This is a genomic window from Streptomyces sp. NBC_00223, assembly GCF_036199905.1.
Classification (GTDB): domain Bacteria; phylum Actinomycetota; class Actinomycetes; order Streptomycetales; family Streptomycetaceae; genus Actinacidiphila.
On record NZ_CP108109.1, the window covers coordinates 3,935,023 to 3,954,108 of the forward strand.

Consider the following 19,086-nt stretch of genomic DNA (forward strand, 5'->3'; position numbering starts at 1 on the left):
ACGTATCACACATGGGTTCACCCTCCGACGGGCGCGCCCACCCTCCGGGTGAAGGCCAGCACCCGGCTCCAGGCGTCGGCGGACGCGTCCGCGTACTCCGACCGCTTGGCGTCGAAGAAGCTGTGCGGGGTGCCGGGGTAGGTGATCACCTCGTGGTCCACCCCGGCCGCCGCCAGCGCCTCGTCGAACTCCTTGACGTGCCGCGCCGGGATGCCCGGGTCGTCGCCGGCCATCAGCGCGAGCACCGGGGCCGTCAGGTCCGCGGCCCGGCCGGTGGGACCGGGCGAGCCGTCGGGGGCGGCCGCGGGCCAGCAGTAGAAGCCGATGACCCCGGCCAGGTCGAAGCCGCCGGCCGCCGCCATCACCGCGATCCGCCCGCCGATGCAGAAGCCGACGGTGAGCACGGCCTCGGCGGCGCCGCCCTCCGGGGTGCGCAGATGGGCGACGGAGGCCGCGAGGTCGGCGTAGAGGCTGCGCGGCGCCAGGTCGGCCATGTGCTGGGCGTACGGGAAGTCCTTGTCCCGCTTGCCGACTCCGGCGGTACGGCCGTAGTAGTCGAAGACGAGCGCCCGGACGCCGTTCTCCGCGAATCTCTTCGCCAGCTCCGTGTAGAACCCGTACAGACCGCGCACATCGGGCAGGATCACGATCGCCGTGTCCGCGCCGCCCTCCGGGGCGGCCGTGAACGCGGCGAACGTATTGCCGTCCGCGGCGGTCAATTCGAGGTACCGGGACTCGATCGCGGCATCCGCGACCACCGGTACCGGCGGAACCGCGTCTTCGTCAAAGCACATGGACTGGTCGTCCTCCGTTTTCCTTTTGTTCGCCTGCCGCGGTGCCGCGGGACTCCGGCGCCCGGAGCACCGGAATCCCCAACTCCGGTACTCCGGTTTCCGCCGCCGATTAGCGCGGCACCATTGCCCCGGGTAAACCCTCCCGAGCCGCCCCGAACCGTCCCGGGACATCCCCGGCCGAATATCCGGGACCGATTACTCCGCCCCGATGTCCTCAAGGCTAAAGGCGATACGGAACGGGGGCACACTGGTTCCCTCGATCCGGTAGCGGTTCCACAGATCCGGTTCGGTGATCCGGCCCCGGGCGCCGCCCTCCTCGGTCTCCAGTACGACGTCCGCGGAACGGTCGCCGACCAGCCGGCTCAGCCCCTCGTGGGGGTCGAGCCGGCCGTACCACCGGTAGAGCCCGTCGAGCGGCTGGAACTGGCCGCAGAGGCGCGCCCGGAGCGTGAAGCGCTCCTCCCCCACGACCAGGACCGCCGGGCCTTCGTAGCCGTCGTCCTCCACAGCGGTCCCCTCAGCCCTCGTTGTCCCTGAGCCAGCCCGCGTCGCGCCAGATCTTCTCCGTCTTGCCGCCGATCAGCCCGATCGACTTGTAGTACGGCGCGATCCGCTCGGCCCCGTAACCGCCGTTGACGACACCGATCGGGTTGTTGCGGCCCGCCTCGATGCACGCCTTGGGGTCGAGACCGGCCCGCTCGTACATCAGCGGGTTGTAGCGGTCGTGACGGACCGTCTTGACCACGTTGGCCAGGAACTTGCGGAGCAGTTCCAGCCGCCGCTTGGACAGCGTGGGGACGAAGCGCTCCAGCTCGGTGCGCGCGAAGCTGATGTGCCGGGCCTCCTCCACCACATGGATACGGGCCACGGTCCGCACCACCGGCTGGACCGTCTCGTCGGCGGCCTGCTCGCGCTGGAAGCGGTCGAAGAACTCCTCGGTGAGCAGCAGCATCGCCCACAGCGCGGAGACCGGCGCGAAGGTCTTGAGCAGCAGCCCGTTGCGCTGTGTCCTGGCCTGCACCGGGTAGAAGTCGACGCCGATCTTCTCGGCCAGCCGGGCGAACATGATCATGTGCCGGACCTCGTCCGCCACCTCGGTCAGCGCGAACTGCACCTGGGGGCTGGTGATGTCGCGCTTGTAGGCGTAGCGCGACACCAGGTGCATCAGGATGTGCTCGGTCCACACCCCGGCGGTCAGCGAGGACCCCAGTTCCTCACGGCTGAGGATCAGCTTCTGCTCCATGCTGAGCGAGTCGTACAGATCGGTGCCGAAGATCGAGATGCGCTTCTCCGGGAGGAACCACTTGCCCTCCTCCAGCGGTTCGTCCCAGTTGACGTCGATGCGCGGGTCGTACGAGTGCTTGGCCGAGGCGATCAGCAGCTGGGAGGCCTTCTTGGTCTGCCGTTCCAGCGGGTCGGCGCTGCGCCGGGAGGTTGCGGTGGTCATCGGAACTCCTAACCCTGCGGTGTGACGAGGCTGACGAGGCTGTGGACATCGACGGTGACTGCGTCGCGGACCGGGTTACCGGCAAGGATCTCGACGACGTACCGGGCGGCGACGACCCCGAACAGATGGGAGGCGTACACCAGTTGGGGCACGCTGTACTCCGGCTCGTCCCGGTGCGCGGTGACGTCCGCGATCAGGTCGGCCGGCACGATCTCGCGCGGGATCACCCGCAGGAGCAACGCCCACAGCGTTTCGTCGGCGAGGTTCTGCTCGGTGACCTCTCCGGCCAGCGGTTCGAGCGGGACCCGGTAGTCGTAGTAACGGACGTGCTGCGTACCGGACATGTCGTAGCCGGAGACGACGGGCACGCCGAGCCTGGCGGCCTCGGTGTGCAGGGTGAACTTGGCCTGCCAGCCCTTGACCGTGGTGACGTCGACCCCGTCCACGACCACGTCGACACCGTCGAGCAGCAGCGCGGCGTTGTCGACCTGGATCCCGGCGGTGTCCACCGAGACCTCGGCGAAGGGATGGATGGCCAGCACCCGTTCGGCGCCGACCTCGGCCTTGTTGCGGCCGATGTCGTGCCGGGTGGCGCTCTGCCGGTTGAGGTTGTTCAGTTCGTACTCGCCCGGTTCGGTCAGCGTGAAGCGGCCCACACCGAGGCGGGCCAGCGGTTCGATCGCCGCCCCGCCGGTCGAGCCGCAGCCGGCCACCAGCACCCGGGCGGCGCGCAGCCGCTGCTGGACCCCGTCCGGGATCAGCCCCCGGTTGCGCTCCGTCAGATCCCGGTAGTAAGCGTCCGCGTCCTGCGGGGTGTTCATACCCGTACCCTCCTCACTTCGCCCTCGACCCGTCCGACGAGCTGTTTGAAGCCCGCCAGCGGGTCCGTTGCGGACAGCGCCGACTGCATCCACCCGACGAGTTCGGCCAGTTCGTCGCCGCGCGGCGCGCGGGCCACGAACGGCTTCACCACCGGTCGTGTCACGTAGCAGGGGAACAGCACGTTGTCCTCCGGCAGCGAGGGACTGGTGCCCTCGATGACCGTGATGTCCTTGAGGCTGCGGGTCAGCCTGCGAATGGCCAGGCCCTCCTCGCCGTCGCCGACCAGGTACTTGGCGGCGGGGTCGAGCTGCTGGAGCGTGGAGTAGAAGCAGAGCATCATCTCCAGCGTGATCCGCAGCCGCTGGGTCACCGTCCCGTCCAGCTCGGAGGCGCGCTGCACCAGCCGCTTGATCTCCCAGACCTCGCTGCTGAGCACCGGCTCGTCCGGCGGCACATGGTCGAAGAACTTCACCCCGTGCGCCACCTCGGCCGGGAACGGCGCCCGGTCCGGGTCGGTCACCGGCCGCGGTGTGCGGTCGGCGGTGCCGATGTACGACACATAGCGCAGGATCGCCCCGGTGCTCTCCTGGAGGGCGATGACGTGGATCTCCTCGCCGTGCGGGCCGGCCGGCTCGGCGAACAGGGCGCGGGTGTGCGTGACCCGGTCGCTGGCGAAGTTCAGCCGCAGATACTGCGCCAGCCGGAAGCCGTAGATCATCAGCCGGTAGCGCTCGGGCAGCCGGGACTGCCGTACGGCGAGCACGGTCAGGCCGTCCGGCCGCCGGGCGAGGTAGAGCGGCTCGGCCTGCGCGACCAGGCCGCGCAGGCTGAGCCGGTCGTGGAGGGCCAGCACGTCCGCGATGTAGCGGTCGCGCCGGCCCGCCACCCGCGGGTCCTCCGCCGCCCGCGGTGCCGTCGCCCCCGTGACGACGGTCCCGTCGGCGGCGGGGCCCGCGAGCCCTTGGGTCCGCGTGGTCACAGCCGCCGCCCGTACAGCGCCCCGGTTATCGCCAGGGCGAGCACCTCGGGGGTGCCCTCGTAGATCCGGGCGCCGAAGGACTCGCGGACCAGCTTCTCCACGCCGTACTCGCGGCAGTAGCCGCGGGCGCCGAGGATCGACATGGCCTCCTCGGCGACCTCGATGGCGGCGCGGTCGGCGAACATCTTGGCCACGGCGGGGCCGTAGACCGGCGCCGGGAGCATGTTGTCGGCCTGGTAGGCGCCCTGGAGGTACAGCAGCCGGGACGCCTCGACCTTGGCCGCCATCTCGGCGAGCTTGCGGGCGGTGAACTGGTGCTCGTACAGCGGCTTTCCGGCCTGGACGCGCTCGCCGGCGAACTCCTTGGCGTACTCGAAGGCGCCGCGGGCGACACCCGTCGACAGGGCGGCGACGATGGCCCGCGCCTGGTTGGACTGGATCGACATGTAGTTCCAGCCGCCGCCCTCGCCGAAGACGACGTTCTCCTCCGGCACCCGGACGTCCTCGAAGGTCAGCGTGGTGCCGAGGCAGGCCCGGTAGCCCATCTTGTCGGCGACCGCGCCGCGGGTGACGCCCTCGCTGTCGAGCGGCACGATGAAGACCGTCAGGCCGGTCGCGCCCGGGTGGCCCTCGATGTTGGCGAAGACCGAGGCCCACTGGGCGACCTTGCCGTTGGTGATGAAGCGCTTGATGCCGTTGAGCACGTATCCGTCGCCGTCCCGGCGCGCGGTCATCACGTCGGCGGCGAGTTCGGCGTTCTCCGGGATGAGCAGGTCGCAGCCGGAGACCTCCTCGGTGATGGCGTTGCACGCCAGCACCGGCTCGTCGCCGAGGAACTGCGGCAGGAAGCGGGACTGGAGCTGCTGGTCGCCGGAGAACAGCACCGAGGACTGGCCGAGCAGCGAGGCGCCGAAGATCAGCGCGGTGCTCGGGCAGACCGAGGCCAGCTCCTCGACGGCGACGGCCACACCGAGTACGCCCATGCCGCGGCCGCCGAGCTCCTTGGGGACGGTCAGCCGCAGCAGGCCGATCTCATGGCCCGCGCGCACCATCTCCCAGTCGAACTCGTCCGCCGGCGCGAGGTCGTTGGCGAGCACCCGCGGCTTGACCACGGTCTGGGCGAACTCACGTACTTCGTCCCGCAGTTCCTCGACGTCGGGCGGCAGGTCGAACATCGAGGGCATCGCGGCGCCGCGCAGGGCCCGCAGATCGGAAAGCGTCGGTGCGTTGGGGGTGATCGAAGCGGTGACGGTCACGGTCGGGCACTCTTTCTGCTCGGTTCTGCTGGGGTTCTGCCGGGGTTTCGCTCGGGAAGCCCGGAGAGGGCGCGGGCGGTGCGCCGGACCGGCTCAGGCGGCCTGCGGGCCCTGGGAGATCTGCTTGTAGTACTCGCGGCCCAGGACGGGGAGCACGTCGGCCAGCTGCCGTACCGCGGCCACCTGGCCCTTGACGACCAGCCGGTGGTCGACGATCGCCCGGGTGACCGGCAGCCGGCCGAGCAGGATCTCGTGGAGCGCGTCGGTCTCGCCCTCCAGCCGGAGCACGGAGGGCCGGGGCGCGCCGTCCTCGACCCCGTCGGCGTCGAGGCGGAGCGCGAGTTCGGGGTCCACGAGGACGAACTGCAGGGAGAACTCCCGCTCCTTGAGGACGGCGGCGAACTCCGCGTCGTTCAGCGCCGCTTCGGACGCGTCCCTGAGGATTCGGCGGGCCTGCTCTGCGGTGGCGTGGACAGTCACAGTGACGGAACCTCTCGTTGTGGGTGTCAGCGGTGGGCCAGGGCGCCGGGCGCGGCGGCGCCGGCGTGGCCGGCCGCGTCCGGGGAGGCGTCGGTGAGGATCAGTTCGGCGGCCCGCTCGGCGAGCATGACCGTGGGGGCGTGGGTGTGCCCGCGGGGGATCGAGGGCATCGCGGAGGCATCGACGACTCGCAGTCCCTCAACCCCCCGCAGTCGCAGGCGCGGATCGAGCACGGCGTCCTCGTCGGACCCCATGCGGCAGGTGCCCACGGGGTGGAAGAGCGTCTCGGCGTATCCGCGGGTCACGGCGGTCACACTCTCGTCCGACCAGTCGAAGGCGCCCGGCGTCAGGGGCTCGCCGAGGCGGTCGGCCAGCGCGGGCCTGGACAGCACCCGCTGGGCCCGCCGTACGCCGCTCGCCAGCACCCGCAGGTCGTCGCCCGCAGGGTCGGACAGATAGCGCGGGTCGATCAGCGGATAGCCGGCCGGGTCGGCGGGGTCGAGCCGGACGCTGCCGTGGCTGCGCGGCCGCAGCAGCACCACGCCGAGCGTGACGCCGTGCCGGCGCGGCGCGTCCCCCTGGTCGAGGAAGGGCAGCACCATCCAGACGAACTCCAGGTCGGGCGCGGTCAGCGCGTCGTCGCTGCGCAGGAAGGCGACCGCCTCGGCGATGTTCGAGGTGAGCCGGCCGCGGCGGCCGCGCAGGAACTCGGCGATCTCGCTGGCCGGGTCCTCGACGCCAGGCGACACCGCGCCGTGGGCGGCGAACGCCAGCGGTACGTAGAGGTGATCGGTGAGGTTGCGGCCGACCTGGGGGAGGTCGGCGTGGACCCGGATGTCGTGCTGGGTCAGCTCCTCGGCGGCGCCCACCCCGGAGAGCATCAGCAGATGCGGGCTGCCGATGGCCCCGGCGGCGAGCACGACCTCGCCGTCGACGTGGATGCGCGCGGGCCCCTCGGCGGTGGAGTACGCGACGCCGACCGCCCGGCCGTTCTCGATCAGCACCCGCTCGACATGGGCGCCGGTGACGACGGTGAGGTTGTCGCGCGCGGTGGCCGGGCGCAGATACGCGTCGGCCGCGCTCCAGCGCCGCCCGCCGCGCTGGGTGGTGTGCACCGGGCCCGCGCCCTCGGGGGTCAGGGCGGTGACACCCTCCAGCGGGCCGAGACCGGCTTCCGCGCAGGCGGCGAGGAATTCGGTGGTGGCCTCGCTGGGGTCGCGCAGGTCCTCGATCCGGATCGGGCCGCCGGTGCCGTAACCGGGCGCCGCGGCGCCGTCCGTACCGCTGTCCGTACCGCCGCTCCTGCCGTCGGCGCCCTCCAGCGCGCGGTCCTCGGCCTTCGCGAAGTACGGCAGCACCTCGTCGGCCGACCAGCCCTCGCAGCCCCGCGCCGCCCAGCCGTCGTAGTCGGCGCGGTGGCCGCGGGTCCAGATCTGGGCGTTCAGCGACGAGGAGCCGCCGAGGGTCTTGCCGCGCGGCCAGTTCAGCCGACGGCCGCCGAGCCCGGGCTGCGGCTGGGTGCGGTAGCCCCAGTCGACCGCGGAGCCGAACAGCGTGGGGAAGGCGGCCGGGATGGCGATCTCCGGGCGGCGGTCGGGGCCGCCGGCCTCGATCAGCACCACCTGGCCGTCGCACCCCGCGCTCAGCCGCTCGGCCAGCACACAGCCGGCCGAGCCCGCGCCGACGACGACGTACCGCGCGGTGGCGGGCACCTGGTTCGGGGTCATCAGGCACCCGCCTCCTGTTCGGACTCGGCGACCCGGCGGGCCAGCGCCTTGACGATCTCGGAGGCCAGCGCCGCGTGGCCCTCCATCGCGAAGTGGATGCCGTCGGCGCTCATCAGCGCCGGGCGCAGCCGTACCGGGTGGTCCCACATCTCGACCACGATCGCCTGGTGGCGGCGGGCGACCGCGCGGATGCGGTCGTTCAGCTCCGCCACCCGGACACCGAAAGCGGCGAGTTCGGGGACCGTGTCGAAGACATTGGTGACGGTGAAGACGAAGATGTCGGCGCCCTGGGCGCGGATCGCCGAGTAGACGGCGTCGAGGTCGGCCTCGACGCCGTCCAGATCGGGTTCCGCGTCGAAGAGGTCATTGCCGCCGACGGCGACATTGACCAGGTCGGGCTTGAAGGCCAGCACCTGCTCCAGCTGTTCGGCCCTGGCCTGGCCGGTACGCTTTCCCTCGACTCCGGTGTTGAGGTAGGCGAACTCCGGCCGGCCCTCGCCCAGCGCGGCGGCGATCCGCTCGGGCCACGGCCTGTCGGCGTAGCCCCGGCTGGGCCCGCCGAGGCCCCTGGCGAAGCTGTCGCCCATCACGGCGAGCCGCCGCCAGGAGGCGGGACGCAGCAGGCGTACGGCCTCCCCGTGCGGCAGACACAGCGGGTCGGCCGCCTCGCGACTCAGGTCCTCGGTCATGGTGTGCTGTCCTCTTTCTCTGCTGGAGCGCCGGCCTTCGGGCGGGTCAGGCTCAGGCCGCGTCGGTCGCGGCGGTCGCCCGTTCCTCGACGAAGTCCTCGATGTCCTTGACGGTGGCGATGTCGGGCGTGCCGCCGGTGGACAGGGTGGTGAGGGCGAAGTCCTGCTCGATCCGCAGCGAGAGCTCGATGACGGCCAGCGAGTCGTAGCCGAGCTCCTCGATCAGGCGGTCGTCGGAGTGGGCCTCGCGGGCGCCGAGCGGGCTCATCTCGCCGACGATCTCCCGCACTTTGGCGCGAAGGGCGGTGCTGTCCATGGGTGCTCGCTTTCTGGTGCCGGGGTGACGGTTCGGGGCGGTACCGGGGGTACGGGTACGGGGTTGCGCGGGTACGGGAGCCCCGGAAGCGGGGGCTGCCCGGATGTGGGCCGAGGCTCAGCCGGTGAGCAGCGCGGCCGCGCGGATCGGGTGCGGGGCGCTCCAGCGCTCCTCGTACGCGTCCAGGGCCTTGTCGACGGCGGTGTCCCAGGCGGTGCCCGCCTCCTCGGTGAGGTGCGGGAGCGAGACCAGCCGCAGCTGCTTGAGCAGCCGCTCGCGGGCGATCTCGACGGCTCCGCGCAGTTGGGCGGCGCGGCTGAGCAGGGCGGCCTGGATCGCCGGGACCGGGTTGTGCCGGGAGGGGCCGATCAGCACCCAGGCGGCGGCGCCGATCGACTCGAAGTGGGCGTCCTCGACGACCTGCGCGAAGCCGTTGGCCACGCCGTCCTGCGCCGCGCGCAGCCCGAAGGAGACATGACGGGACTCGTCCCGGGTGACGTTGGTCAGCCCCTCCTCCAGGGCCGGCAGCTTGAGCCGCTTGGCCAGGAAGCGGGTGGTGCGCAGCGCGGTGGCGGCCAGCACACCCTCGGTGATCAGGTGGTAGTAGACCAGCGCCCGGTACCAGGAGTCGCGGTCCTCGGCGTTCTCGCGCACCGCCCCGGTGACCCGGGTGAGTTCGGGCGCGAAGACGTCCGCGTAGTCCGCGGAGCCCTCCAGGTCGGTGCCCTCGGCCTCCTTGAGCGCGATGCCGCAGCCGTCCTCCAGATAGGTCTGGAAGAAGCGCACGTGCCGCGCCTCGTCGGCGAGCTGCGTGCACAGGAAGATGCGGTCGTCCTCGGTGGGCGGGGCGTCGATGAGCGAGCCCAGGGTGTGGGTCACCGCGACCTCGCCGACCTCCAGTTCGGCGAGCGCGCCGAGCATCTGGCCCTTGGAGAAGGGGGTGAGCGCGTTCCAGATCGGCGCGTCCCTGGCCGGGTTCACATCGGCCACCGCCCACTGCTGGCGTTCCCAGCGGCGGTAGAGGTCGGCCGATCCGGCCAGGCGGCCTCGCTGTTCTGCGGTGGTCTCGGGAGCGGTCTCGGTCACATCGAGAACGAGCCCCGCGGGAGTGGCGGTCATGTCGTCGCTGCCCCATCCAGTTGTGCGGTCGCGGTCGTCGTGGAGGTGCTGTCCGTACGGGTGGTGTCCGTACGGCTCGTGCCGGTGCCGGCGGTCGCCGGTCCTGCGGTGTCCTGGAACGTGTCGTGCAGTACGTCGCCCGGCAGCGTGCCGTCGCCGGCCTGCTGCCACATCAGCCGGCGGCGCGGCTTGCCGCTGGAGGTACGGGGGATGACGCCGCGCCGGGTGCGCAGCACGGTCACGGCGACCGAGTCGTCGAGCACCGTGCGGAGCATCGCGGTCGCGGCCGGCAGCCAGGAGTCGTCCTGCGTCTCCACCACGGCCACCGCCCTGCCCTGCCCGCGCCAGGAGCCGAGCGCGACCGCGCAGCGGCCGGCCGGCACCCCGGGCACCGCGGCGAGCGCGGCCTCCAGGTCCTCGGCGTGCACCTTGCGGCCGCGGACCTTGAGGCTGTCGCCGATCCGCCCGATGACGTACAGCTCCCCGTCGAGGACGAAGCCGGCGTCGCCGGTGTGCAGTCCGTCCGCGGTGAAGGGCGCGGAGGCGTTCGGGTCGGGCGACTGGTAGCCGAGGGCGACGGACGGGCCGGTGACCCGGATCTCGCCGAACGACCCCTCGGGCAGCGGCTTTCCGTCCTCGCCGACGATCTCCAGGCCGGTCTCGGGCACGGGCGCGCCGCAGGAGGTGATCCAGCGGGCCGGGTCCTCGGGGCGGTCGACGCCGAGTGTGCCGCTGCCGGTGACGGTCACCGGGGAGCCGGTGGCCATCGGCCCGGCGGGCCGCACGATCCGGGCGCCCTTGCCCGGGACCACGCCGGTCACCGCGAGGGTCGTCTCGGCCATCCCGTAGCAGGGTGTGAAGGCCGAGGGCCGGAAGCCGTACGGGTCCAGGCGCGCCGCGAAGTCCGCGGCCACCCGCGGGTCGACCCGCTCGGCGCCGCTCATCGCGACCCGCCAGGTGGAGAAGTCGGTGCCTTCCAGGGCCGGTTCACGGACCCGCGAAGCGGCGTACCCGTAGCCGAAGTTGGGGGCGGTGGTGATGGTCACGGCGTGCTTGCCGTGGCATTCGAGCCACCGGGTGGGGGAGCGGATGAAGTCCAGCGGCGTCATCAGCCACAGGTCGATCTGCGCGACGACCGAGCCGAGGAACGTACCGATCAGCCCCATGTCGTGGTAGAGCGGCAGCCACGACGAACAGGAGTCCTCGGCGGTCACGCCCAGCCAGCCGTGGATGGCCCGGACGTTGGCGGCCAGGTTGCCGGCCGTCACCCGTACGCCCTTGGGGGTCCCGCTGGAGCCCGAGGTGAACTGCAACAGGGCCAGCTCGGCGTCGTACCGGGCCTGCTGCTGCTCGTCGGGAAGCTCCTCGGGCAGCACCAACGGCTCCCCCAGGCCCGCCTTGGCGCAGGCGCCCGCGGCCAGCGGCCGCATCGCGGTGTCGGTGAGCACCGCGGCGGGGGCGGCGGCGGCCAGGACGGCCGCGGCGTGGTCGGTGTAGGCGTCGTGGTTGGTGAAGGTCACCGGGGACGCGATCGGGGACGGGGTCAGCCCCGCGTACATCGTTCCCAGGAAGGCGGGCACGAAGGTCTCGGGGTCTTCGATCTGCAGGGAGACGACCCCCCGCGTGACACCGGAGGCGCGCAGCAGCGCGGCGATACGGCGGGCGTTCCCGGCGATCTCCTGGTAACTGCGCAGCCGCCAGCCGTCCGGGCGGTAGTAGTGAATCCCGCGCTCGGGCACGGGGTCGTCCAGCCAGTCAAGGACGGTGTTCAACGGTTTCCCCTCAACAGATGGGCGCTCGCCTTGTGTTACGCCGCGGGCCGCGGCTACCCCTCACGCCGTTTGCGGAATTTCCGCCGCGGCCCCGGGATCAGCGGTTCACCAGGTCACCGGGAGCTCGTGCAGCCCGCCGAGCGCGGCGAACTGACGCCACCGCAACTCCTCCGGCGCGACCGCCAGCCTGAGGTCCGGCAGCCGGGTGAAGAGCGCGTCGAGGGCGATCTTCATCTCCAGCCGGGCCAGCGCGTGGCCGATGCAGAAGTGCGGCCCGTAGCCGAAGCCGACGTGCGCGGAGGCGTCCCGGGTGATGTCGAAGGTGTCGGGGTCGGCGAAGACGGAGGGGTCACGGTTGGCGGAGCTCATGGGCGCGATCACCGCGCTGCCCGCGGGCACGGTCGTCCCGCTCAGCTCCACGTCCTCCAGCGCGATCCGGGCGAAGGAGCCGTCGCCGGGGGTGTTGTAGCGGATCAGCTCGTCGACGGCGGCGTCGGTCAGCTGCGGCTTCTCGCGCCACAGCCGCAGCTGTTCGGGGTTGCGCAGCAGGGTGACGATGCTGGTGGCGATGACCGTGGTGGTGGTGTCGTGGCCGGCGATCAGCAGGAAGACGCCGAGCATCACCATCTCGGAGTGGGTGAGCCGGACCTGCGGGTCGCTCTCGTTGGCCAGCGCGCTGAGCAGGTCGGCGCCGGGCACTCGGCGCTTGCCCTCGATCAACCCGGCCAGATACTCCCGCAGTTCGCGGTCGGCGGTCATGATCTCCTGGGCGCTGTACTTGGTCAGCGCGGTGAACCGGTCGGACCAGCCCTGGAACTTGGCGCGGTCCTCGAAGGGCACGCCGATCAGCTCGCAGACGATCTGCAGCGGCAGCGGGGTGGCGAAGGCGCTCACCATGTCCACCGGCCGCTCCGACGCCTCGATCTCGTCGAGGAGTTGGGCGGTCACCGCCTCGATGTGCGGGCGCAGCGACTCGACCCGGCGCGGGCCGAACTCCTTGGCGATGAGTCTGCGCACCCGGGAGAGCCGGGGCGGGTCCATGCTCATGATGTTGTCGGGGTGCGGGTCGACCGGCTGGAGCCGGGGCGCCCCGGGCTCCAGGAAGGCCGCGCGGCTGAACCGCGGGTCGGCCAGCACGGTCTTCACGTCGTCGTAGCGGGTGGCGAGATACGCCCGCGCGCCGGTCGGCAGGTTGACGTGCGGGACCGGACACTTCGCGCGGAAGTCCTTGTACTCCTCCGGTGGCTGGGTGGCGTCGGTCCGGGGCAGCGGGTACGTGAACCGCGGGGCATCGTTCGACATCGGCCGTACTCCTTCGCGGGGGAGCGGAACGTCGGGTGCACACGTGGTTTACGTACGGTGGCGGCCGTGACCCTCACGCGCGCGGGCGCGCCCGCGAGGCGGTCTGGGAGGCCGGGCCGCCGGGCGAGGCGGTGATGCACGCGCGCGGGCGCGCGCGGGACGGTCGGCGGGGCTCCGCGTCGCGGGCAACGCGAAAGGTGGGGACGGCGGGCCCTTGGGCTCCGCCGCCCCCACCGGGACCGGCCACGTGGCACGGGGGAATCCGCGCGGCCGGTGTCTGTGGGAGACGGTGACGGTGACAGACGGTGACGGGGCGTCAGCCCCGGTCGGCCGCCGCGGTCTGCTCGGTACCGGCCGCGGGCGCGCCGCCGCCCGCCGCCGCGGCCTGCGCCGCGGCTGCCTGCGCGGCCATGTACGCCTGGATCTGGCGCTGCGTCTCGGCGATCGTGGCCATGGACTTCTTGTCGAAGAGCAGCATGGCGGGGAAGACCGCGACCAGTACGAGGATGCCGGACAGCAGGAAGGCGTCCAGGTAGGCCTGCGGCTCCAGCGGGTTGTGGGCGGCGATCACTGCGGCCATCGCGGCCACGCCGAGCGAGCCGCCGAACTGCCGGGCGGTGGTGTTCATACCGGTGCCGGAGGCGAACTTCAGCGGGTGCACGGAGATGGCCGCGGCCGTGGTGACGCTGGTGAGCGCCGCGCCGATGACCGCGCCGCCGATGGCGCCGTACGGCAGCCAGATCGCCAGGAACTGCCGCTCGGCGCCCAGGGTGAGATAGGCCCAGATGCTCAGGCCGAAGAAGATCAGCAGGCCGACCACGATGACCGGCCGCTGGTTCTGCGGCTTGACCTTGCGGCCGACGACGATCGCGGCGACGGCGGAGAGCACCGCGCCCGGGGTGACCGCGAGACCGGCCTTGAGGATCGAGTAGTGCCAGATCGTGGTGAGGTACAGCGGCCCCGACAGGAACCACACGAACAGGCCCGCCCCCAGGAAGAACGTGGTGAGGTTGGCGGCCGCGAACATCCTGCTGCTCCACAGCTGGGTCTCGATGGCCGGGGCCTCGTGCTTGGTGGAGCGCAGCAGTGCGTAGCCGACCAGCGCGATGCCGGCGGCGATCCAGATCCAGGTCTCGGCGGACTTCCAGCCCCAGTCGCCGCCCTTGGTCAGGCCGATGACGACGCCGGCGATGCCGAGGGTGACCGCCCCGGTGCCGACCAGGTCGGGCCGCTTGGGCTCGGTGGCCGGGCGGGCGGGCAGCTGCTTGATGCCGGCGTAGATCACCGCGAGGCCGATCGGCACGTTGACGATGAAGACCGAGCGCCAGTTGAACTCGCTGACCAGCAGACCGCCGAGCGAAGGTCCCGCGGCGGCGGCCATGGAACCGGCCGCACCCCAGATACCGATGGCCTCGGCCCGTTTCTCCGCGGGTGTCTCGGCGAGCACGAGTCCCAGCGCGGCCGGGATCATGCCCGCGGAGCCGATGCCCTGCACGGCCCTGGCCACGATCAGGAAGTCCACGTTCGGCGCGACGGCGCAGGCCAGGGACGCGGCGCTGAACACCACCAGCGAGCCGAGGAAGAGCTGCTTGCGGCCGAAGACGTCGGCGAAGCGTCCCGCGGGGGTCAGCAGAGCGGCGAACAGCACCCCGTAACTGGTGACCACCCAGGTCAGGTTGGTCAGCGACTCATGGGGGAAGTCCGTACGCAGGTCGGGGAATGCCACGTTGACGACAGTTGTGTCGAGGAAGGCCATGAACGTGGCCGCCGCTGTCAGCAGCAGCGTCATCCCGGCTCTCGACCTTTCGGCCGGTGGTGTGGCAATTGCTGAGGTCACTGTCGGTCCCTCCAACTAACATTCCTTGGGTATGTGAGTACATACCGTCAGTATGCGAATGTCAAGCGGAGCGAACATGCGGGATCACGGGCTGTGGTGCGTAACACCTGTGGAAGCAGCGCTGACGACGGGAGCCCACCAGTGCACAGCACCGAGACCGAGCGCACGTTCCAGCCCGCGGCCGACCGCCACCACCCGGTCCTCCTCGGCATAGGGGCCTACCGGCCCCGCCGGATCGTCACCAACGAGGAGATCTGCCGCACTCTGGAATCCAGCCCCGAGTGGATACTTCGCCGCAGCGGCATCAGCACCCGCTGCTTCGCCAGACCGGACGAGACCCTGGTGGAGATGGGCGCCACCGCCGCGGGCAAGGCACTCGCCGACGCGGGCACCGCGCCCACCGACGTGGACCAGATCCTGGTCGCCACGATGTCCGACCTCGACTCCTCCGACCGGCTCGCCCAGGAGATCGCCCGGCGGCTGGGCGTCTCGGTGCCCGGCTGGCAGGTCAGCGCCGCCTGCGCGGGCTTCACCGTGGGCCTGGCGCTCGCCGCCTCGGCGGTCTCCTCGGGCGCGGCCCGCAATGTGCTGGTCGTCGGCGTGGAGCGGATGTCGGACATCCTCGACCCCACGGACCGCGGCACCGCGTTCCTGTTCTCCGACGGCGCCGGCGCCGCCCTGGTCGGCCGGGCCGCCGAGCCGGGCATCGGTCCTGTGGTCTGGGGCACCGAGCCGTCGCTGCGCGAGACGATCACCGTACGGCCGGAGCCGGAGAACGACGGACGGCCGTATCTGCGGATGCAGGGGTCCGCGGTCTTCCGCTGGGCGGTGACGAACCTGCCGGACATCGTGCGCACCACGCTGGAGCGCTCCGGGGTGACCCCGGGCGACATCCAGGCGTTCGTGCCGCACCAGGCCAATCTGCGGATCATCGAGTCGGTCGCCCAGGCGGTCGGCTTCCCCGAGGAGGTCGAGGTGGCCCGCGACATCGTCGACCAGGGCAACGCCTCGGCCGCCTCCATTCCGCTCGCGCTGGACCGGTTGCGTACCTCCGGCGCCCTGGGCAGCGGCGATCTGGCCCTGCTGATCGGCTTCGGGGCCGGCCTGTCCTACGCGGCCACGGTGGTCCGTATGCCGTGACCGGTCCGTATGCCGCGACCGGTCCGTGTGCCGTGACCGTCCCCCGGTGCGCCCCGGGAGACGGCCGCACCGGCCACTACTCCTGCCCGCCGACGAGGGCGCGCAGCGTGTCGGCCTCCGGCACCCCCAGCCGCTCGGCGATCCGCAGCCCGCGCAGCGCGGGGCGGTCCGGGCGGCCGTGCCCCGGCACGGCCCGCACCGCGCGCCCCCAGGCCAGCAACGCCCGTACCTCGCCCAGCGGCTGGCCCACGGTCCGGTAGATCGCCGCCGCCCGCCGGTAGCCCGCCACCGCCTCCGCGCAGCGGCCCGAGGCCAGCGCGCTGTCCGCCTCCGACACCAGCGTCTGGGCGACCACCGGCCGCAGCGCGGTGCCGCCCAGCGCCGTACGGCTGCGGCTGCACGCCACCAGCGCCTCCTCGTAGAGCCCCAGCCGGACGTACGCCGCCGCGCTCTCGGACAGCGCGCGGCCCGAGCCCTGCCGGTAGCCGAACTGATCGGCGATCAGCAGCGCCTTGCCGAAGCTGCGCATGGCCAGGTCGGGGCGCTCGGCGGCGGCCTCCACCCCGCCGAGGTGGATCAGACAGTCGGTCTCTATCCGCGGGTCCGACAGATGCGGGATCGCCACGTGCGCCTCCCGGGCGGCGGTCACCGACCTGGCCTGCGCGCCCAGATCGCTGTAGATCGTGGCCCGGCAGGTCAGGGCGATGGCCAGGCCCTCGTGGAAGTCGGTCTCCTGGCTGAGCCGGATCGCCAGCTCGCACCAGCGCTCGGCCTCCGCGTACCGGCCCAGGTGGCGCAGGGTCAGCGCGACATAGCCGGGCAGCCGGATGCGGCCGAACCGCGAACCGGCCCGGTCCACCAGCTCAAGGGCCCGCAGATAGCCGCGCAGCGCGACCTCCAGCTCACCGGCGTCGTAGGAGTTCCGGGCGATCCGGCCCAGCGCGTTGGCCTGGCCCGCCCAGTCGCCCAGCTCCTCGTGGATACGCAGCGCCGAGTGCAGATAGCGGTCGGCCAGCGCGACCTCGCCCACCGACCAGTACGAGCGGCCGAGCGCCGTGAACGCCAGCGCCTCGCCCGCCCGCCAGCCCGCGCCGCGGGCCACCTGGATCGCCTCCCGCGCTCTGGCCCGCTCCCCGTCCTTCCTGCCCTCGCGGTACTCCGCGTCGGCGGCGTTGAGCAGCATGCCCGTGTAGGCCCGCCGGTCGTCGGACTTGGCCGCCGCCTGGAGGGCCGCGCGGACCGCCGCCGACCAGTCGTCGCCGCCCGGGTGCAGCCGGATGAAGCCGAGCATCGAATCGGCCAGCCGCCAGCTCGACGGCCCGAGACCCAGCTCGGCGGCGAGTTTGATGGCCGCGCAGATATTGGCCTTCTCCCGGTCCAGCCAGGCGATGTCCGCGCCGGACGGCCCGCCGTCGGGGTCCGCCGTGGCACCGTCGCTCTGAACTCCGTCCTGGTCCGGCGCGGCCGGGATGCCCGTGGCGGTCACCCCGCGGTGGCTGCCGACCATCTGGATCTGGTGGGCGCGGCTGGCCCGCTCCACACACTGCCGGTACCACTCCAACAGCCGCAGCAGCACCGCCTCGCGCACCTCCCACGGGTCCTCGGCGGCCGCGGTCTCCGCCGCGTACTGCTTGACCATGTCGTGCAGCCGGTAGCGCCGCGAGGCGTACTCCGTCAGCAGATTGGCCCGCACCAGCGCGCCGATCCGCTCCTCCGCCTCCGCGAACGAGCAGTCGGCCAGCGCCGCGACCGCCTCCGTACCGAAGTCCGCGCCCGGCACCAGGCCGGTCCAGCGGAACATCTCACGGTGCGACGCGCTCAGCCGCCGGTAGGACAGATTCAGCGCCTGGCTCATCGCCGTGTGCGCCTCGACGCCGTCCGCCCGCGTACCGGCCGTGCCCGACACATGGGACAGCAGCCGGGCCAGCGGCTCGTCGGGCCGGCCCGCGGCGTAGGCGGCGCTCAGCCGCAACGTGAGCGGCAACTGCCCGCAGACGCGCACGAATCCGGCCGCCGCGTCCGGCTCGCGGGCCACCCGGTCGGCGCCCACCAGCTTGGTGAGCAGCGCCAGCGCCGCCTCCTCGTCCAGCACGTCGAGCACGCCCTCGCCCGCGCAGTACCGGACGGTCAGCTCGGGCATCCGATTGCGGCAGGTGACGACCACCGCGCTGCCGTCAAGACTCGGCGGCAGCAGATCCCGTACCTGGTCCGGGCCCGCCGCGTCGTCCAGCACGATCAGCACCCGGCGTCCGGCGAGCAACGTGCGGTAGATGGCGGCGCGTTCGTCGAGCCCGTAGGGGATGTCGGCGGCGGGCAGGCCGAGCGCCAGCAGCACCCGGGCCAGGGTCTCGGCGGGCGAGAGCGGTTCGAGATGCGGGTGGTGGCCGCGCATCGCGACGAAGAACTGGCCGTCGGGGAAAGCCGCGCGGGCCCGGTGCGCCCACTGGAGGGCCAGGGTGGTCTTGCCCGAGCCCGCGATCCCGCTGATCACGAAGAGGTTCCGGCTCTGCGGGGCGGCCGACGCGGCGGGCTGCGCATGCGGCTCCACCAGCATGTCCAGCTCCCGCAGCTCCTGTTCCCGCCCGGCGAAGAACTCCGCGACCCGAGGCATCCGCAACTGCTCGCGCGGCGGCGCCGGAACCGGGGTCCGCGCGTGATGCGGATGCAGCAACCGCTCGCCCGCGTCCCGCAGTTCGGAGCCCGGGCGCGCGGACAGCTCCTGGGCCAGCCGCCGCCGGAAGGCGGTGTACTGGCGCAGCGCCTCCGCCTGGTTGCCGCTGTCCCGGTGCGCGGTCATCAGCCGCAGCGCCAGGTCCTCGTCGTACGGCCGCTCCTCGGTGAGCCGTTGCAGCTCGGGCAGGATCTCCCGGGACCGGCCGAGCCTCAGCTCGGCGTCGTAGAACCCCAGCAGCGCCGTACGGCGTTCGGCCTCCAGGGTGGCCCGCAGCGACTCGATCCGGGTGCCCCACAGATCGCTCAGCGCGGCCCCCGACCACTGATCGAGCGCCTGCCGCAGCACCCGGGAGCGCTGCTGGTCGTCGCCCACGACCGCCGTGCCTCGGGACGCCAACTCCCGGAAGCGGCACAGGTCCACCGTCTTCGGCGGCGCCTCCAGCACATAGCCGCCGTCCCGGGTCGACAGCTCGGGCGCGCCGTCCTCCTGCCGGGGCGCGGCGGCCAGCGCCTTGCGTAATCGGGTCGCGTACCCGGCCATCACATTGCGTGCCAGCCGGGGTGGCCGGTCGTCCCACAGCAGCTCGATCAGCCGCTCGAACGGCACCACACTGTTCACGTCGACCAGCAGCATCGCCAGCAGACCCCGTTGTCTCGCGTGGCCGATCTCCAGATCCCGCCCGTTCGCCAGTGCCCGTACCGGCCCCAGCACCCGCAAGTCGATCACAGTTCA

Annotated in this window: 16 protein-coding genes; 1 reads left to right on the top strand and 15 read right to left on the bottom strand. The window is 72.4% G+C overall.

Going from position 1 to position 19,086, the window contains the following annotated elements:
- Positions 1-17 precede the first annotated feature (17 nt).
- The 14 genes from OHA30_RS16505 to OHA30_RS16570 all read right to left on the bottom strand — a co-directional run bounded on the left by OHA30_RS16505 (position 18) and on the right by OHA30_RS16570 (position 14,492).
- Entirely contained in the window at positions 18-794 is a 777-nt protein-coding gene (locus tag OHA30_RS16505; RefSeq protein WP_328914602.1) for a dienelactone hydrolase family protein, read from the bottom strand.
- A gap of 195 nt (positions 795-989) precedes the next feature.
- Complete coding sequence (locus OHA30_RS16510; protein WP_328914603.1) at positions 990-1,301, bottom strand: DUF4873 domain-containing protein; 312 nt, start codon at positions 1,299-1,301, stop codon at positions 990-992.
- A 10-nt stretch (positions 1,302-1,311) separates the two neighbouring features.
- On the bottom strand, positions 1,312-2,241 hold the full coding sequence (locus tag OHA30_RS16515; RefSeq protein ID WP_328914604.1) for an AurF N-oxygenase family protein: 930 nt from the start codon (positions 2,239-2,241) through the stop codon (positions 1,312-1,314).
- An 8-nt stretch (positions 2,242-2,249) separates the two neighbouring features.
- Positions 2,250-3,062: a ThiF family adenylyltransferase gene (locus OHA30_RS16520; RefSeq protein WP_328914605.1), complete on the bottom strand. Its 813-nt coding sequence runs from the start codon at positions 3,060-3,062 to the stop codon at positions 2,250-2,252.
- Positions 3,059-4,042 (bottom strand): hypothetical protein, encoded by a 984-nt coding sequence (locus tag OHA30_RS16525; protein ID WP_328914606.1) that lies wholly within the window; start codon positions 4,040-4,042, stop codon positions 3,059-3,061. The genes OHA30_RS16520 and OHA30_RS16525 overlap by 4 nt, the downstream gene beginning before the upstream one ends.
- A complete protein-coding gene (locus OHA30_RS16530; RefSeq protein ID WP_328914607.1) occupies positions 4,039-5,298 on the bottom strand; it encodes an acyl-CoA dehydrogenase family protein in 1,260 nt (419 codons plus the stop codon). Before OHA30_RS16530 ends, OHA30_RS16525 begins: the two co-directional genes overlap by 4 nt.
- A gap of 93 nt (positions 5,299-5,391) precedes the next feature.
- Positions 5,392-5,778 (bottom strand): SCP2 sterol-binding domain-containing protein, encoded by a 387-nt coding sequence (locus OHA30_RS16535; protein WP_328914608.1) that lies wholly within the window; start codon positions 5,776-5,778, stop codon positions 5,392-5,394.
- A gap of 26 nt (positions 5,779-5,804) precedes the next feature.
- Positions 5,805-7,505 (bottom strand): GMC family oxidoreductase, encoded by a 1,701-nt coding sequence (locus OHA30_RS16540; RefSeq protein ID WP_328914609.1) that lies wholly within the window; start codon positions 7,503-7,505, stop codon positions 5,805-5,807.
- On the bottom strand, positions 7,505-8,194 hold the full coding sequence (locus OHA30_RS16545; protein ID WP_328914610.1) for an SGNH/GDSL hydrolase family protein: 690 nt from the start codon (positions 8,192-8,194) through the stop codon (positions 7,505-7,507). The genes OHA30_RS16540 and OHA30_RS16545 overlap by 1 nt, the downstream gene beginning before the upstream one ends.
- A gap of 52 nt (positions 8,195-8,246) precedes the next feature.
- Positions 8,247-8,510: an acyl carrier protein gene (locus tag OHA30_RS16550; RefSeq protein WP_328914611.1), complete on the bottom strand. Its 264-nt coding sequence runs from the start codon at positions 8,508-8,510 to the stop codon at positions 8,247-8,249.
- Positions 8,511-8,627: 117 nt separating this feature from the next.
- Complete coding sequence (locus OHA30_RS16555) at positions 8,628-9,629, bottom strand: ribonucleotide-diphosphate reductase subunit beta (RefSeq protein ID WP_328914612.1); 1,002 nt, start codon at positions 9,627-9,629, stop codon at positions 8,628-8,630.
- Positions 9,626-11,401, bottom strand: coding sequence for an AMP-binding protein (locus OHA30_RS16560; RefSeq protein WP_328914613.1), 1,776 nt, complete (start codon positions 11,399-11,401; stop codon positions 9,626-9,628). Before OHA30_RS16560 ends, OHA30_RS16555 begins: the two co-directional genes overlap by 4 nt.
- Before the next feature lie 105 nt (positions 11,402-11,506).
- Entirely contained in the window at positions 11,507-12,703 is a 1,197-nt protein-coding gene (locus OHA30_RS16565; protein ID WP_328914614.1) for a cytochrome P450, read from the bottom strand.
- A 316-nt stretch (positions 12,704-13,019) separates the two neighbouring features.
- The gene (locus OHA30_RS16570; RefSeq protein WP_328914615.1) at positions 13,020-14,492 is read right to left on the bottom strand and encodes a DHA2 family efflux MFS transporter permease subunit; all 1,473 of its coding nucleotides are present in this window, start codon (positions 14,490-14,492) and stop codon (positions 13,020-13,022) included.
- Positions 14,493-14,681: 189 nt separating this feature from the next.
- Between OHA30_RS16570 and OHA30_RS16575 the strand changes: the two genes are divergently transcribed.
- Complete coding sequence (locus OHA30_RS16575; protein ID WP_328914616.1) at positions 14,682-15,680, top strand: beta-ketoacyl-ACP synthase 3; 999 nt, start codon at positions 14,682-14,684, stop codon at positions 15,678-15,680.
- Positions 15,681-15,756: 76 nt separating this feature from the next.
- Here the strand turns inward: OHA30_RS16575 and OHA30_RS16580 are convergent, their stop codons facing one another.
- Positions 15,757-19,080 (bottom strand): AfsR/SARP family transcriptional regulator, encoded by a 3,324-nt coding sequence (locus tag OHA30_RS16580; protein WP_328914617.1) that lies wholly within the window; start codon positions 19,078-19,080, stop codon positions 15,757-15,759.
- Between the last annotated feature and the right edge of the window lie 6 nt (positions 19,081-19,086).

What these genes read in the sequence shown, in the direction of transcription:
- OHA30_RS16555 (WP_328914612.1), bottom strand. Translation starts at nt 9,629, where the DNA reads ATGACCGCCACTCCCGCGGGGCTCGTTCTCGATGTGACCGAGACCGCT.
- OHA30_RS16570 (WP_328914615.1), bottom strand. Translation starts at nt 14,492, where the DNA reads ATGACGCTGCTGCTGACAGCGGCGGCCACGTTCATGGCCTTCCTCGAC.
- OHA30_RS16515 (WP_328914604.1), bottom strand. Translation starts at nt 2,241, where the DNA reads ATGACCACCGCAACCTCCCGGCGCAGCGCCGACCCGCTGGAACGGCAG.
- OHA30_RS16540 (WP_328914609.1), bottom strand. Translation starts at nt 7,505, where the DNA reads ATGACCCCGAACCAGGTGCCCGCCACCGCGCGGTACGTCGTCGTCGGC.
- OHA30_RS16550 (WP_328914611.1), bottom strand. Translation starts at nt 8,510, where the DNA reads ATGGACAGCACCGCCCTTCGCGCCAAAGTGCGGGAGATCGTCGGCGAG.
- OHA30_RS16565 (WP_328914614.1), bottom strand. Translation starts at nt 12,703, where the DNA reads ATGTCGAACGATGCCCCGCGGTTCACGTACCCGCTGCCCCGGACCGAC.
- OHA30_RS16505 (WP_328914602.1), bottom strand. Translation starts at nt 794, where the DNA reads ATGTGCTTTGACGAAGACGCGGTTCCGCCGGTACCGGTGGTCGCGGAT.
- OHA30_RS16520 (WP_328914605.1), bottom strand. Translation starts at nt 3,062, where the DNA reads ATGAACACCCCGCAGGACGCGGACGCTTACTACCGGGATCTGACGGAG.
- OHA30_RS16545 (WP_328914610.1), bottom strand. Translation starts at nt 8,194, where the DNA reads ATGACCGAGGACCTGAGTCGCGAGGCGGCCGACCCGCTGTGTCTGCCG.